This window comes from Pseudomyxococcus flavus (assembly GCF_050038885.1).
In the GTDB taxonomy this organism is placed as follows: domain Bacteria; phylum Myxococcota; class Myxococcia; order Myxococcales; family Myxococcaceae; genus Myxococcus; species Myxococcus flavus.
On sequence record NZ_CP143624.1, the window covers coordinates 4,262,379 to 4,277,692 of the forward strand.

Annotated in this window: 11 protein-coding genes; all 11 read left to right on the forward strand. The window is 69.7% G+C overall.

All coding sequences use genetic code 11. From position 1 onward, the window contains the following. The first annotated feature begins 105 nt into the window (after positions 1 to 105). The 11 genes from VZL07_RS17960 to VZL07_RS18010 all read left to right on the forward strand — a co-directional run bounded on the left by VZL07_RS17960 (position 106) and on the right by VZL07_RS18010 (position 15,158). Positions 106 to 6,561, forward strand: a complete 6,456-nt coding sequence (locus VZL07_RS17960) for a HAMP domain-containing protein (protein ID WP_426756786.1) — start codon at positions 106 to 108, stop codon at positions 6,559 to 6,561. Further along, positions 6,558 to 7,394, forward strand: a complete 837-nt coding sequence (locus tag VZL07_RS17965; RefSeq protein WP_426756787.1) for a CheR family methyltransferase — start codon at positions 6,558 to 6,560, stop codon at positions 7,392 to 7,394. The genes VZL07_RS17960 and VZL07_RS17965 overlap by 4 nt, the downstream gene beginning before the upstream one ends. Beyond that, positions 7,391 to 7,948, forward strand: coding sequence for a chemotaxis protein CheB (locus VZL07_RS17970; protein WP_426756788.1), 558 nt, complete (start codon positions 7,391 to 7,393; stop codon positions 7,946 to 7,948). Before VZL07_RS17965 ends, VZL07_RS17970 begins: the two co-directional genes overlap by 4 nt. Further along, entirely contained in the window at positions 7,945 to 9,090 is a 1,146-nt protein-coding gene (locus VZL07_RS17975; RefSeq protein ID WP_426756789.1) for a response regulator, read from the forward strand. The genes VZL07_RS17970 and VZL07_RS17975 overlap by 4 nt, the downstream gene beginning before the upstream one ends. Before the next feature lie 30 nt (positions 9,091 to 9,120). Beyond that, a complete protein-coding gene (locus tag VZL07_RS17980) occupies positions 9,121 to 9,522 on the forward strand; it encodes a hypothetical protein (protein WP_426756790.1) in 402 nt (133 codons plus the stop codon). Next, complete coding sequence (locus VZL07_RS17985; RefSeq protein WP_426756791.1) at positions 9,515 to 9,775, forward strand: DUF5985 family protein; 261 nt, start codon at positions 9,515 to 9,517, stop codon at positions 9,773 to 9,775. The genes VZL07_RS17980 and VZL07_RS17985 overlap by 8 nt, the downstream gene beginning before the upstream one ends. A 9-nt stretch (positions 9,776 to 9,784) precedes the next feature. After that, positions 9,785 to 10,057, forward strand: a complete 273-nt coding sequence (locus tag VZL07_RS17990; RefSeq protein ID WP_426756792.1) for a DUF5985 family protein — start codon at positions 9,785 to 9,787, stop codon at positions 10,055 to 10,057. A 216-nt stretch (positions 10,058 to 10,273) separates the two neighbouring features. After that, a complete protein-coding gene (locus VZL07_RS17995; protein ID WP_426756793.1) occupies positions 10,274 to 12,661 on the forward strand; it encodes an ATP-binding protein in 2,388 nt (795 codons plus the stop codon). Positions 12,662 to 12,733: 72 nt separating this feature from the next. Then, entirely contained in the window at positions 12,734 to 13,531 is a 798-nt protein-coding gene (locus VZL07_RS18000) for an ABC transporter ATP-binding protein (RefSeq protein ID WP_426757313.1), read from the forward strand. Positions 13,532 to 13,533: 2 nt separating this feature from the next. Beyond that, positions 13,534 to 14,337 (forward strand): ABC transporter permease, encoded by an 804-nt coding sequence (locus VZL07_RS18005; protein WP_426756794.1) that lies wholly within the window; start codon positions 13,534 to 13,536, stop codon positions 14,335 to 14,337. Between the two features lie 260 nt (positions 14,338 to 14,597). Beyond that, on the forward strand, positions 14,598 to 15,158 hold the full coding sequence (locus tag VZL07_RS18010) for a hypothetical protein (protein ID WP_426756795.1): 561 nt from the start codon (positions 14,598 to 14,600) through the stop codon (positions 15,156 to 15,158). Positions 15,159 to 15,314: the final 156 nt, after the last annotated feature.

Consider the following 15,314-nt stretch of genomic DNA (forward strand, 5'->3'; position numbering starts at 1 on the left):
GGCTGGCTCAAGTATGCGAAATCGGGAGAGAACGAGCTCCTGCTGCGAGATTCCCGCAGGCCGGCAGCCGGTGCTTCGCCGTCCCGGGACCGACCAGGAACGCATATGGCCACGAAGAAGGTTTCCTCCCGCCGCGCACCCGTCGCGGCTCCCCCTCCGCCGCGAGCCCGGGAGGATGATGCTCAGTCGCTCGATTCGCGTCAGTTGCTGCGCGTCCTCACCGCCGTCCGCAAGGGCGACTTCACCGTGCGGATGCCGGTGGACAAGGTGGGCAGCGCCGGCAAGGTGGCGGACACGCTGAACGAAATCATCGAGCTCAGCGAGCGCATGGCCCGCGAATTCGCCCGCATCGGCACCGTGGTGGGCAAGGAAGGCCGCATCACCCAGCGCGGCAACGTGGTGGGGGCCCTGGGCTCCTGGGGCGACTGCGTCGAGTCGGTGAACACGCTGGTGGCGGACCTGGTCCAGCCCACGACGGAGATGGGCCGCGTCATCGGCGCGGTGGCCAAGGGCGACCTGTCGCAGACCATGGCCCTGGAGGTGGACGGCCGGCCCCTGCGTGGCGAGTTCCTCCGCACCGCTCGGCTGGTGAACGGCATGGTGGAGCAGCTCGGCGCCTTCGCGTCGGAAGTGACGCGCGTGGCCCGCGAGGTGGGCACCGACGGAAAGCTGGGGGGGCAGGCCAAGGTGAAGGGCGTGGCCGGCACGTGGAAGGACCTCACGGACAACGTGAACTCCATGGCCTCCAACCTGACGGCCCAGGTGCGCAGCATCGCGGAAGTCACCACCGCCGTGGCCAAGGGTGACCTGTCGAAGAAGATCACGGTCGACGTGCGCGGCGAGATTCTGGAGCTGAAGAACACCATCAACACGATGGTGGACCAGCTGTCGTCCTTCGCCTCGGAAGTGACGCGTGTGGCGCGTGAGGTGGGTACGGAGGGCAAGCTGGGCGGTCAGGCCGTGGTGAAGGGCGTGGGCGGTACGTGGAAGGACCTCACCGACAACGTGAACTCGATGGCGTCGAACCTGACGTCCCAGGTGCGCAACATCGCCGAGGTGACGACGGCGGTGGCCAAGGGCGACCTCTCCAAGAAAATCACGGTCGACGCCAAGGGCGAGGTGCTGGAGCTGAAGAACACCATCAACACGATGGTGGACCAGCTCAACTCGTTCGCCTCGGAAGTGACGCGTGTGGCGCGTGAGGTGGGTACGGAGGGCAAGCTGGGCGGTCAGGCCGAGGTGAAGGGCGTGGCCGGCACGTGGAAGGACCTCACCGACAACGTGAACTCGATGGCGTCGAACCTGACGTCCCAGGTGCGCAACATCGCCGAGGTCACCACCGCCGTGGCCAACGGTGACCTGTCGAAGAAGATCACGGTCGACGTGCGCGGCGAGATTCTGGAGCTGAAGAACACCATCAACACGATGGTGGACCAGCTGTCGTCCTTCGCCTCGGAAGTGACGCGCGTGGCGCGTGAGGTGGGCACGGAGGGCAAGCTGGGCGGTCAGGCCGTGGTGAAGGGCGTGGGCGGTACGTGGAAGGACCTCACGGACAACGTGAACTCCATGGCCTCCAACCTCACGTCCCAGGTGCGCAACATCGCCGAGGTGACGACGGCGGTGGCCAAGGGTGACCTGTCGAAGAAGATCACGGTCGACGCCAAGGGCGAGGTGCTGGAGCTGAAGAACACCATCAACACGATGGTGGACCAGCTCAACTCGTTCGCCTCGGAAGTGACGCGTGTGGCCCGCGAGGTGGGCACCGACGGAAAGCTGGGTGGTCAGGCCGACGTGAAGGGCGTGGCCGGCGTGTGGAAGGACCTCACGGACAACGTGAACTCGATGGCGTCGAACCTGACGTCCCAGGTGCGCAACATCGCCGAGGTCACCACCGCCGTGGCCAACGGTGACCTGTCGAAGAAGATCACCGTCGACGTGCAGGGAGAAATCCTGGAGCTGAAGAACACCATCAACACGATGGTGGACCAGCTCAACTCGTTCGCCTCGGAAGTGACGCGCGTGGCCCGCGAGGTGGGTACGGAGGGCAAGCTGGGTGGCCAGGCCATCGTGCGCGGCGTCGGTGGAACGTGGAAGGACCTCACCGACAACGTGAACTCGATGGCGTCGAACCTGACGTCCCAGGTGCGAAACATCGCCGAGGTGACGACGGCGGTGGCCAAGGGCGACCTGTCCAAGAAGATCACGGTCGACGCCAAGGGCGAGGTGCTGGAGCTGAAGAACACCATCAACACGATGGTGGACCAGCTGTCGTCCTTCGCCTCCGAAGTGACGCGCGTCGCGAAGGAAGTGGGTACGGAGGGCAAGCTGGGCGGTCAGGCCATCGTGCGCGGTGTCGGTGGAACGTGGAAGGACCTCACCGACAACGTGAACTCGATGGCGTCAAACCTGACGTCCCAGGTGCGCAACATCGCCGAGGTGACGATGGCGGTGGCGCGCGGTGACCTCTCCAAGAAGATCACCGTGGACGTGCGCGGCGAGATTCTGGAGCTGAAGAACACCATCAACACGATGGTGGACCAGCTGTCGTCCTTCGCCTCGGAAGTGACGCGCGTGGCACGCGAGGTGGGTACGGAGGGCAAGCTCGGCGGTCAGGCCGTGGTGCGCGGCGTTGGTGGAACGTGGAAGGACCTCACGGACAACGTGAACTCGATGGCGTCGAACCTGACGTCCCAGGTGCGCAACATCGCGGAAGTGACGACGGCCGTGGCGAACGGCGACCTGTCGAAGAAAATCACGGTCGACGTGCGCGGCGAGATTCTGGAGCTGAAGAACACCATCAACACGATGGTGGACCAGCTCAACTCGTTCGCGTCGGAAGTGACGCGTGTCGCACGCGAAGTCGGAACGGAAGGAAAGCTGGGCGGTCAGGCCGTGGTGAAGGGCGTGGCCGGCACCTGGAAGGACCTCACGGACAACGTGAACTCGATGGCGTCGAACCTGACGTCCCAGGTGCGAAACATCGCCGAGGTCACCACCGCCGTGGCCAAGGGCGACCTGTCGAAGAAAATCACCGTGGACGTGCAGGGAGAAATCCTGGAGCTGAAGAACACCATCAACACGATGGTGGACCAGCTCAACTCGTTCGCGTCGGAAGTGACGCGCGTGGCGCGTGAGGTGGGCACGGAGGGCAAGCTGGGCGGTCAGGCCGAGGTGAAGGGCGTGGCCGGCACGTGGAAGGACCTCACGGACAACGTGAACTCCATGGCCTCCAACCTCACCACCCAGGTGCGTGGCATCGCCAAGGTCGTGACGTCGGTGGCCAACGGCGACCTGAAGCGCAAGCTGGTGGTGGACGCGAAGGGTGAAATCGCGGAGCTGGCGGACACCATCAACGGCATGATTGACACCCTGGCGGTGTTCGCCGACCAGGTGACGACGGTGGCCCGCGAGGTGGGTATCGAAGGGAAGCTGGGCGGACAGGCGCGCGTGCCTGGAACGGCCGGCATCTGGCGCGACCTCACGGACAACGTGAACCAGCTCGCCGCCAACCTCACCACGCAGGTGCGCGCCATCGCCGAGGTGGCCACCGCCGTGACGAAGGGGGACCTCACGCGGTTCATCACCGTGTCCGCCCAGGGCGAAGTGGCCGCCCTGAAGGACAACATCAACGAGATGATCCGCAACCTGAAGGACACCACGCGGAAGAACACGGAGCAGGACTGGCTCAAGACGAACCTGGCCAAGTTCACCCGCGTCCTCCAGGGGCAGCGGGACCTGCTCACGGTGTCCAAGGTCATCCTGTCGGAGCTGGCGCCGCTGGTGGATGCCCAGCACGGCGTCTTCTACATCTCCGAGCGCGCGGACGGCGGCGACCAGATGCTCAAGCTGCTGGCGTCCTACGCGTACCGCCAGCGCAAGGGGCTGGCCAACACCTTCAAGTACGGCGAGGGGCTGGTGGGCCAGTGCGCCCTGGAGAAGGAGCCCATCCTCCTGTCGGACGTGCCGGACAGCTACATCCGCATCTCCTCCGGGCTGGGCGAGGAGGTGCCGCGCAACATCGTGGTGCTGCCGGTGCTCTTCGAGGGCGAGGTCAAGGCCGTCATCGAGCTGGCCTCGTTCCACAGCTTCAGCGAGGTCCACATGGGCTTCCTGGAGCAGCTCACGGAGTCCATCGGCATCGTGCTCAACACGATTGCCGCCAACATGCGCACCGAGGCGCTGCTGAAGCAGTCGCAGGCGCTGACGGACGAGCTCCGCAAGCAGCAGGAGGAGCTGACGGAGACGAACAAGCGGCTGGAGCAGCAGGCCACCTCGCTCCAGCAGTCCGAGGAGCTGCTCAAGCGCCAGCAGGAGGAGCTGCGCAGCACCAACGAGGAGCTCCAGGAGAAGGCGCGGCTGCTCTCCGAGCAGAAGTCGGAGGTGGAGCGCAAGAATGGCGAGGTGGAGCAGGCCAAGCTCGCCCTGGAGGAGAAGGCCGAGCAGCTCAGCCTCACGTCCAAGTACAAGTCCGAGTTCCTGGCGAACATGAGCCACGAGCTGCGCACGCCGCTCAACTCGCTGCTCATCCTCAGCCAGACGCTCAGCGACAACGTGGACGGCAACCTCACGTCGCGGCAGGTGGAGTTCGCGAAGACGATTCACGCCTCGGGCGCGGACCTCCTGGAGCTCATCAACGACATCCTCGACCTGTCGAAAATCGAGTCCGGCACCATGGCCGTGGACGTGGGGCCGCTGCGCTTCGGCGACCTGCGCGAGTTCGTGGACCGCACCTTCCGGCAGGTGGCGGACAAGAAGAGCCTGGAGTTCCACATCGCCCTGGCGGACTCGCTGCCGGGCGAACTGGAGACGGACGCCAAGCGCCTCCAGCAGGTGCTCAAGAACCTGCTGTCCAACGCCTTCAAGTTCACCGAGGCCGGCTCGGTGGCGCTGCACATCGGCCTGGCGAAGAGCGGCTGGTCCACGGACCACGCCACGCTGTCCGCCGCGCCCGCCGTGGTGGCCTTCACCGTGGTGGACACCGGCATCGGCATCCCCAAGGACAAGCATCAAATCATCTTCGAGGCCTTCCAGCAGGCGGACGGCTCCACCGCGCGCAAGTACGGTGGCACCGGCCTGGGGCTGTCCATCAGCCGCGAAATCGCGCGGCTGCTCGGCGGCGAAATCCGGCTGGAGAGCGACGTGGGCAAGGGCAGCGCCTTCACCCTCTACCTGCCCCTGGCCTTCATGGCGGAGCGCCCGCAGCAGGAGTCGGTGCGCTGGGAGTACAACCCGCTGGCCGCCCCCGTGGCGTCCGCGCCGGTGGAGGCGACGTCCGTCGAGTCCCCCCTCCCGTCGCTGAACCGGATGGACATCGATGACGACCGGGCGTCCATCCAGCCGGGAGACCGGGTGCTGCTGGCGGTGACGCACCTGGCGGACCATGCCGCGCGCCTGCGCGCCGCGGCCCAGGGCACGGGCTTCAAGCTGCTGGTGTCCACCGAGGTGGAGGGCGCGCTGGACGCGGTCCGCAACGCGCGGCCGGCGGCCGTGGCGGTGGACCTGGACCTGCCGGAGATGGCGGGCTGGGTGGTGCTGGACCGGCTGAAGCATGACGCCTCCACCCGCGCGCTGCCGGTGTACACGGTGTCCGTGGAGGACCACCGCGAGCGCTCGCTCAACCTGGGGGCCATTGGCCACCTGCGCGCGGCGGCGGACCCAGAGGCCGCCCAGGCGGCGCTGGAGGCCCTGAAGCACTTCGTGGAGCGCAAGGCGCGCGGGCTGCTCATCGTGGAGGACGACCCCGTCCACCGCCAGACGTTGATGGAGTTGCTCGGCAGCGACGACGTGGAGATGGTGGCGGTGGGCACCGCGGTGGAGGCGCTGGCCGCGCTGGCCGAGCGCCGCTTCGACTGCATGGTGCTGGACCTGGGCCTGCCGGACATGCCCGGCACGGAGCTCATCCGCCGCATCCGCGAGACGCACGGCGCGGGCGGGCCGCCCCTCATCGTCTACACGGGCCGCGAGCTGACGCGCGCCCAGGAGACGGAGCTGCGCCAGGTGGCCGAGGCCATCGTCGTGAAGGACGCGCAGAGCCCGGAGCGGCTGCTGGAGGAGACGAGCCTCTTCCTCCACCGCTCGCCGGCGGAGCTGACGGAGCCCAAGCGCCGCATGCTGGAGAAGGCGCGGGAGCGCGACCCGCTGCTGGTGGGGCGCAAGGTGCTGGTGGTGGACGACGACGTGCGCAACATCTTCGCCCTCAACACCGTGCTGGAGCGCTACGGCATGAAGGTCGCCTTCGCGGAGAGCGCGCGCGAGGGCCTGGAGCAGCTGGAGAAGTCCTCGGACATCGAGCTGGTGCTGATGGACGTGATGATGCCGGAGATGGACGGCTACCAGGCCATGCGCGCCATCCGGCGCATGGAGCGCTTCGCCCACCTGCCCATCCTGGCGCTGACGGCCAAGGCGATGAAGGGCGACCGCGAGAAGTGCCTGGAGGCCGGCGCGTCCGACTACATCACCAAGCCGGTGGACATCGAGAAGCTGCTCAGCCTGCTGCGCGTGTGGCTGCACGCGCCGCGAGGCACGTCGGGCAAGGGCGCGCGCACGGAGGTCTCCGGATGACGGGGCCCGGTGCGCGCGGCGCGGAGCTGGAGGCGCTGGAGGTGGACCTGCTCCTGGAGGGCGTGGCCCGGCAGTGGGGCTTCGACCTGCGCAGCCGGTCGCGTCCGCAGCTCCTGCGGCGGCTGCGGCGCCACCTGCGCGAGGAGCGGCTGGACAGCTTCTCCGCCCTCCAGGGCCGGGTGCTGCACGACGCCGAGGCGATGGACGCGCTGCTGCGCACGCTGTCCTGCACGCCGCCCGCCCTGTTCTCGGATGCCGCCTTCTTCCGCGACTTCCGCGCCCGCGTGGTGCCGGTGCTGCGCACCTGGCCGTCCGTCCGCGTGTGGCACGCGGGCTGTGGCACCGGTGAGGACACCTATGCCCTGGCCATCCTGCTCCATGAGGAGGGCCTGTGGGGCAGATGCCGGCTGTATGCGTCCGACACCAGCGAGGGCCTGCTGGCGGACGCGCGCACCGGCGTGCTGCCGCTGCCGACCCCGGAGGACGCGCGCCGGTACGTGGAGGCGGGCGGGAAGGGCGCGCTCACCGACTACTACACGCGCGACGGCAACTGGGCGCTGCTCCAGCCGAGGCTGCGCGACGGCATCTTCTTCACCCAGCACAACCTGGCCACGGACGGCTCGTTCAACGAGTTCCACGTCATCGTGTGCCGGGACACGCTGCTGACCTTCAACCGCGCCCTGCACAACCACGTGCACGGCCGCCTCTTCGAGAGCCTCGCCCGCTTCGGCTTCCTGTGCCTGGGCCGCAAGGAGTCAGTGGCGCGCACGCCCCACGCGGGGGCCTACGAGGCGCTGGAGGACTGCGGCCGCATCTTCCGGAGGGTGGCATGAGTCCCTTGGGCTTGCTGGTGGTGGGCGCGCCGCGCAGCGCGGCGGCGGACGTGGAGTCGGTGCTGGCGCTGCTGCCGCCGCACCTGACGGTGCCGGTGGTGGTGGCGCTGCACCGGGGGCCGCTGGATGCGCTGGCCGCGCCGCTGGGCCGCCGCTGCGCGCTGCCCGTGGTGGAGCCGGACGACAAGGACGAGCTGCAGCCGGGCTGCGTGTACCTGGCCCCCGCGGGCTACCACCTGCTGGTGGACGGAAGCAGCGTGGCCCTGTCCGTGGAGCCGCCCGAGCACGGGCAGCGGCCCGGCCTGGACGCGCTCTTCGAGTCCGCGGCGGACAGCCATGGCGCGCGGGCCGCCGGGCTGCTCTTCGCGGGACACGAGGACGGCGTCGCGGGGCTGCACGTGCTCCAGGCGCGCGGCGGGCGCGTGGCCGTGGTGGGAGCGCTTCAGAGCGGGGGAGAAGGAGAGGAGGGCGAGATGGAGCAACTGACCCTGGGCACCGTGGGAGGGTGGCTCGCGCGGCTGGCCTATGTGCCGCGTTCCAAGGTGCAACCGTGAGCGGTGGGCGCACGCTCACGGCGCCGGAGCCCGTGTCCCTGTTGCTGGTGGACGACCAGCCGGAGAACCTGCTGGCCTTGGAGGCCACCCTGGCGCCGCTGGGGCAGCGGCTCGTCACGGCGCGCAGCGGGCGGGAGGCGTTGCGCCACCTGCTCACCCAGGACTTCGCCGTCATCCTCCTGGACGTCGTGATGCCGGACATGGACGGCTTCGAGACGGCCCAGCTCATCCGCGAGCGCGAGCGCAGCCGGGGCACACCCCTCATCTTCCTCACCGGCCTGTCGCGCGGCGTCCACCCCGAGCTGCGGGGCTATGCCATGGGCGCGGTGGACTACCTGCTCAAGCCCTTCGAGCCGGCCATCCTGCGCTCCAAGGTCAGCGTCTTCGTGGAGCTGTTCCGCAAGACGGAGCTGGTGCGGCGCCAGGCGGAGGCGCTGCGGGACGCGCAGCAGCGCGAGCATGCCCGGGAGCTGCTGGACGCGCAGCGGCGCATGGAGGCGGAGCGCTTCCGCTCGGAGTCCCACCGCAACCAGCAGCGCTGGCTGGAGGCGGTGTTGGCGGCGCTCCCCATGCCGCTGGCGCTGGTGGAGCCCCAGAGCGGGCGCACGCTGCTGGCGAACAAGGCGGCCCAGGGGCTGGCGGGAGGAAGCCTGGCGTATCGCGAGGCACGTGCGCTGCATGCGGACGCGCGCTTCCGGGGCGCGGACGGACGTCGGCTCGACGATGACGCCTTGCCGCTGCCGCGGGCCGCACGGGGCGAGGTGTTCCAGGCGTACCCGGTCGAGTGGGAGTTGAACGGGCAGCGAGGCTCGGTGCTTGCTTACAGCGAGCGGCTGCCGCGCATGCATGGGCGTCCCGAGACGATGCTGCTGGCGTTGATGGACGTAAGCGCCCTGCGAGCCACCGCCAGCCACGGTTGGCTCCCGCTGCCGGTGACGGAGCACATCGCTACACTGGAGGCACGGGGTGAGGACACGGAGCCGCTCACCCGGCTCATCGACGTGCTGCGGAACCTGCCGGGCCTGGCCACCGGGAGGCCCGCCCAGGAGCATGGGAGTGGCTCCTCTCCAACGGAGGACAGCGGCCAGGCGAACAACCCCGACGCCCCGAGCGATGAACATCGCCGGGCGAGAAATGGTTGACGCACAAAATAACATGGGCAAGGTGGACGTGTGAGTGACGCCGGAATCCCTCAGCGGGTCCAGCGCTTCATCACGACGCACATCGATTCCCTGGAGAAGCTGGAGGTGCTCCTCCTGCTTCGTGCGCGCGCGGACAGGGAGTGGACGGCATCGGCGGTGAGTCTGGAACTGCGCATTACAGATGCTTCCGCCGCCTCCCGACTGGAGGACCTGACCAACCGCCGCATGTTGGTGAGCGATGGTGGTACGCCTCCGTCGTATCGCTACAGCCCGGCGTCTTCGGAGGATGTCCAGGCGGTGACGGAGCTGGCGGCGGTGTATAGCGTGAAGCGCGTCAGCATCATCTCGTTCATCTTCTCGCGGCCGCTGGACAAGGTGCGAGGCTTTGCCGAGGCATTCATCCTGAAGAAGGACAGGGACGGCGATGGCTGAAGCGGTCTACATGCTCTGCGCGCTGACGAGCCTGGCGTGCGCGGTGTTGCTGCTGCGGGCCTACAAGCGCACGGGGACGCGGCTGCTGCTGTGGAGCGGCCTGTGCTTCGTGGGGATGGTGGTCAGCAACGTGCTGCTCTTCGTGGACCTGGTGCTGCTGCCCACGACCATCGACCTGTACATGCCGCGCATCATCGCCACGCTGTCCAGCGCTTCCATCCTGCTCTATGGCCTCATCTGGGACGCATCCTGAGGTGCCCTGATGCTCAAGCCCATGCTCAATGGTGCGGTGGCGATGGCGTGGCTGGCCTGCGCGCTGTTCTTCCTGCGCTTCTGGGTCCAGTCGAAGGACCGGCTCTTCGCCTTCTTCGCGCTGGCCTTCACGATGCTTGGGGGCAACTCGGTGGTGGCGGCGCTGCTGGACGCGGATGACGAGCGGCGCCACTACATCTACGTGGTCCGGCTCTTCGCCTTCCTGCTCATCCTCTACGCCATCTGGGACAAGAACCGCGCGGGCCGCCGCGGGGCCGGCTAGGGCCGCGCCGCCGTCCGGCAGGTCGCCCACCTGACAGTTGTCTCAGACCGGCGTCCGAGCGCCGTTGTCGCCACCACGACGGCGTCATTATCTCGGGCTCGCATGTCGCGCCGCCCATCTGCACCCCTGCGGCCCACGTCCGTGGACGCGCGCGCGCCCGAGGGGCCTGGCTCCACGGAGAGGGAAGCGGTGTGCCCACCGCCAGTGGCAGACGGCGTGGCGGGGAGAGTCGGGCAGGCCGCCCGCCTTCGCGGGAGCGATGACGCGGAGGAGCGCCTCGCCTTCCTGGCCAGCGCGGGCGAGCTGCTGTCCTCGTCCCTGGATTCGCGCACGGTGCTCCAGCGGCTCGCGGAGCTGGCGGTGCCGCTGCTGGCGGACTGGTGCGCGGTGGACGTGCTCACCTCGGACGGGCAGGTGGAGCGTGTCGCCGCCGCGCACCGCGTGCCGGACCGGGTGGCGCTGGTGCACGAGCTGGCGCGCCTGCACCCCCTGGACCTGACGGCCCCGGGCGGCATCCCGGAGGTGCTGCGCACCGGGAAGGCCGCCCTCCTGCCAGAGGTGCTGGACGCGCTGCTGCCGGGGCTGGTGCACACGGAGGCGCAGCTGGCGGTGGCGCGGCGGCTGGGCATCCGGGCGGGGCTCATCGTGCCGTTGCTGGCGCGCGGCCGCGTCCTGGGCGCGCTGTCGCTGGTGCGCGGCGACGGAGACGGCGTGCCGGGCGCGTCCGACCTGGAGCTGGCGCTGGAGCTGGCCCGGCGCGCCAGCCTCTCCTTGGACAACGCGCTGCTCTATGCGGAGGCACGCGGCGCGCAGCAGCGCACCGAGCGGCTCCAGGCCGTCACCGCGGCGCTGTCCCGCGCGGCCACCGCCGAGGACGTGGCGGAGGCGCTGATGCGCGAGGACCTGCGCCCCGAGGGGCCAGCGCGCGGCGCGGTGCTCGGCATGCTGGAGGATGGGCGCCTCCACGTGCTGGGCTCCTTCGGCTATCCGCCGCAGGTGCTCGACAGCCTCCGGGGGCTGTGGGCGGACCAGGTGCCCCTGGTGGAGCAGGCGCTGGCGCAGCTCGAGCCCCAGTGGTTCTCCTCCCACGAAGCGCTGCTGCGCGCCGCGCCGGAGTCGGCGCGGGGCATCATTGGCGTCATGGGGACGGGCGCGGGGGCCGTGCTGCCCCTGCGGGTGGAGCACCGCATCCGGGGCTTCCTGGTGTTCGCGTGGGACGCGCCGCAGGTGTTCCCCGCGGAGGAGCGCGGGCACCTGGCCTCGCTGGCGCAGCAGTGCGCGCAGGCGCTGGAGCGCGCGGCGCTGTACGAGGCGCTGCGCGAGCGCGGCGGGAAGCTGCACCTGGCGCTGGAGGCCGGCAAGGAGGCCGAGGAGCGGCTCTTCTTCCTGCTGGAGGCGAGCCGCGCCCTGGCCGAGCACCTGGACGACGTGGAGTGGACGCTGGAGCAACTGGCGCGGGTGGCCGCGCGGAACGTGGCCACCTACTGCCTGGTGGAGCTGGTGGGCGCGGACGGCGTGCTCCGGTGCGTGGCCGCGTCCCATCGCGAGCCGGAGCGGGACGTGTCGGTGCTGGCGTCGCTGTCGCCGTCCTGGGTGGAGGGCACGCTGAATCCGGCGCGCGAGTGCTTCCTGTCGGGCGAGACGCGCTTCCTGCCGGAGGTGGGCCCGGCGCTGCGCGAGCGCATGTATCAGGGGCCCGAGCACCGCGCGTTCCTGGAGGCCCTCAACCCGCACTCGGTGCTCGCGGTGCCGGTGCACACGCGCGGGCGCACGCTGGGCGTCATCACGCTGGGCACCTCGGCGCCCTGCCGCAGGCTGGTCACCGCCGACGTGGCCATGGCGGAGGAGCTGGCGCGGCGCGTGGCGGTGGCGCTGGAGAACGCGTCGCTCTACCGGGACGCGCAGGCCGCGGTGCGCCTGCGCGACGAGTTCCTCTCCGTGGCCAGCCACGAGCTGAAGACGCCGCTCACCAGCCTCAAGCTGCAGCACGGCCTCATCGACCGCGCCATGGGCGAGGACTGCCGGGAGAAGGTGCAGCCCCGGCTGGCCACGGCCATGCGGCAGGTGCAGCGGCTGAGCGCGCTGGTGGAAAGCCTGCTGGACGTCAGCCGGATTTCGCTGGGGCGGCTGGCGCTGGAGCCGTCGGACGTGGATCTGGGGCAGGCGGTGCGCGACGCCGTGGACCGGCTGGAGGAGGTGTTCACCCAGGCGGGGTGTCCGGTGCGCGTGGAGGTGCCGGGCCCGCTGCCGGGCCGGTGGGATTCGCTGCGGCTGGACCAGGTGCTGGTGAACCTGCTGACCAACGCGGCCAAGTACGGCGCGGGCCGGCCCGTCCTGGTGGAGGCGTCCTCCGACGGCGAGGAGTCGGTGCGGGTGTCGGTGCGCGACGAGGGCATCGGCATCGCCGCGGAGGACCTGCCGCGCCTGTTCGGCCGCTTCGAGCGCGCGGTTTCCGACAGGCACTACGGCGGCCTGGGCCTGGGGCTCTACATCAGCCGACAGATTGTCGACGCCATGGGTGGGCGTATCGAGGTGGAGAGCCAGCCCGGCGCGGGCTCCATCTTCACGGTCCGTCTGCCTCGCGGCGGCCCCGGGGCTCGCTGAGCGGGTCGCGGCCCGCGTCGGGAAGTCGTCAGCGTGCAGGTAACGCGTGCCTGGCGCGCGGGCCACGGCACAATGCGCGCCATGGTGACTTCAGGGACGGGGCCCGGCGCGCCGGGAAGGGCCGGGGTGCCCCAGGTGCTGTCGGTGGCGAACCTGCGCAAGGCGTATGGCGACAAGGCCGCGGTGGACGGGGTCTCGTTCGAGGTGAAGCGGGGCGAGATTGTCGGGCTGCTGGGGCCCAACGGCGCGGGCAAGACGACGACCATCAACATGGTGCTCGGCGTGCTCGAGCCCACCGCCGGCACCATCCACATCGAGCGGTTGAATCTGGCGGCGCAGCGCTCCGCCGCGCTGGAGCTGACGAACTTCGCCGCCGTGTACTCCCCGCTGCCCGGAAACCTCAGCGTGTACCAGAACCTGCGCGTCTTCGGCCTCATCTACGGGGTGAAGGACCTGGGGGCACGCATCGCGGAGCTGCTGGAGCAGTTCGACCTGGTGGAGTACCGCGACGTGAAGTGCGGCGTGCTGTCCTCGGGAGAGCAGACCCGCGTGGCGCTGGCGAAGGCGATGCTCAACCGTCCGCACCTGCTGCTGCTGGACGAGCCCACCGCGTCGCTGGACCCCGCGACGGCGCGGGACCTGCGCGCCCGCATCCGTGAGTTCGCCGCGCAGGGCACCGGCGGCGTGCTGTGGACGTCCCACAACATGTACGAGGTGGAAGAGGTCTGCGACCGCGTGCTCTTCCTGTCGCACGGCAAGGTGCTGCTGGAGGGGGACCCGCGGTCGCTGCCCCGCGAGCACGGGCAGCCTTCGCTCGAGGAGCTCTTCATCACCGTGGCGCGCGAGCCGCTCGCGCTGGAGCGGAGCTGACCATGCGAATCCACCGCGCCGCCGCCGTCGCGCTCCGTCACTACTACCTGCTGCGCGGCAGTCTCGCGCGCTTCCTGCCGCTCTTCGCCTGGGTGGCCATCGACATGGTGCTGTGGGGCTTCATGAGCCGCTACCTCAACACCGTCACCTCGCAGGCGTACAACTTCGTCCCGGCGCTGCTGGGCGCGGTTCTCCTGTGGGACTTCTTCATCCGCGTCATGCAGGGCGTGACGATGGTGTTCTTCGAGGACGTGTGGTCGCGCAACTTCCTCAACATGTTCGCGTCCCCGCTCTCCATCTCCGAGTACCTGGGCGGACTGGTGCTCTCCAGCATCGCCACCAGCACCATTGGCCTGCTGGTGATGCTCGTGCTGGCCAGCGCCGTCTTCGGCCTGTCCTTCGCCGTGTACGGCGTGCTCTTCGTGCCCTTCCTGCTGGTGCTGTTCCTGTTCGGCATCGCGCTGGGCATCTTCGGCTGCGCGCTGGTGCTGCGGCTGGGGCCGGCGTCGGAGTGGTTCGTCTGGCCCATCCCCGCGCTGCTGTCGCCCTTCGCTGGCGTCTTCTATCCCCTATCCACGCTGCCCGCGTGGATGCAGATCATCTCCCACGTCCTGCCACCCTCGTACGTGTTCGAGGGTATGCGGGCGCTCGCCGCGGGTGGCACGTTCCAGGTGTCGACGTTGCTATGGGGCGGAGGGCTGGCCGTGGTGGAAATCCTGCTCGCATGTGCCTTCTTCACGCGGGTTCACCGACAGGCCGTGCGCACCGGACTCATCGCGCGATACAGCGCCGAAAGTGTGAGCTGACAGCGCACGTTTTCATTGTCGTTGTTGCGCGGCGCGCCACCTCGCTTCGTGGGTGGCCGGAGTGACGCGGGGTGGGTCTCTTCTTCGCAGTGCCGATATCCGCGGGGGGCTGAGTCCTGGGCGAGCCGCGCGGGCGGTGCCAGGCGCGGGACCTTGACCGCTGCCTGGCGATGCCGTGCACGCGGGGTGAAGGAGGCTCGTCGCGGGAGGAGGCCCGGCGCGGTTGGCGGTACTCGTACCCCCGTACCTGGAGCGTAACGATGCGAAGCCTCAAACTTGTTTTCTCGTCCGCGGTGGCGGTGGCCCTGTGCTCCTTGCTCGCGGGTGGTTGTGGTGGTCCGCCGGCGAGCGACGACTCCCCTGACACGCAGGTCCCGCAGAGCGGGGGCCTGGGTGGCAAGGCGGGCGATGGCGTGACGTCCGGCGAGGGCGAACCGTCCTACGACGAGGCCACGCCGGGCAAGATCACCATCTGCCACTACCCGCCGGGCAACCCGGCCAACGCCCACACCCTGTCGGTGGGCGCGCCGGCCTGGCCCGCGCACGAGCGGCATGGCGACACGCTGGGCCCGTGTGAGTGGAGCGGTGAGCCGGACGCGGGCAGCGGCGAGGAGCCGGGCGGCGAGGCGCCGGGTGGCGAGGAGCCGGGTGGCGAGGAGCCGGGTGGTGAGGAGCCGGGTGGTGAGGAGCCGGGTGGCGGCGAGCCGGACGGGGGCGCTCCGACGTGCGCGCCCATTGGTGAGACCTGTGGTGATGAGGCCTCCTGCTGCTTCGGCCTGATGTGCGGTGTCGACGGCTTCTGTGAGCCCATCATCGGCTGAGGAAGCGTCGACGGCGTGCCTCCCTGCCTCGCCCCGGGCAGGGAGGCACCGCCCTTCGGGTGCCATGCCCGAGGATAGTGCGGCAAGGAGACGCTGGGCGCCGCATACGTGAGCCCATCGTCGGCTGGGGGAGCCGGTGTTGCGCCTCTCTGTCTC

Excerpts from the sequence above, each read along its gene's own strand:
- VZL07_RS17960 (WP_426756786.1), top strand. The coding sequence starts at position 106 with ATGGCCACGAAGAAGGTTTCCTCCCGCCGCGCACCCGTCGCGGCTCCC.
- VZL07_RS17965 (WP_426756787.1), top strand. The coding sequence starts at position 6,558 with ATGACGGGGCCCGGTGCGCGCGGCGCGGAGCTGGAGGCGCTGGAGGTG.
- VZL07_RS17970 (WP_426756788.1), top strand. The coding sequence starts at position 7,391 with ATGAGTCCCTTGGGCTTGCTGGTGGTGGGCGCGCCGCGCAGCGCGGCG.
- VZL07_RS17985 (WP_426756791.1), top strand. The coding sequence starts at position 9,515 with ATGGCTGAAGCGGTCTACATGCTCTGCGCGCTGACGAGCCTGGCGTGC.
- VZL07_RS17990 (WP_426756792.1), top strand. The coding sequence starts at position 9,785 with ATGCTCAAGCCCATGCTCAATGGTGCGGTGGCGATGGCGTGGCTGGCC.
- VZL07_RS18000 (WP_426757313.1), top strand. The coding sequence starts at position 12,734 with ATGCGCGCCATGGTGACTTCAGGGACGGGGCCCGGCGCGCCGGGAAGG.
- VZL07_RS18005 (WP_426756794.1), top strand. The coding sequence starts at position 13,534 with ATGCGAATCCACCGCGCCGCCGCCGTCGCGCTCCGTCACTACTACCTG.
- VZL07_RS18010 (WP_426756795.1), top strand. The coding sequence starts at position 14,598 with ATGCGAAGCCTCAAACTTGTTTTCTCGTCCGCGGTGGCGGTGGCCCTG.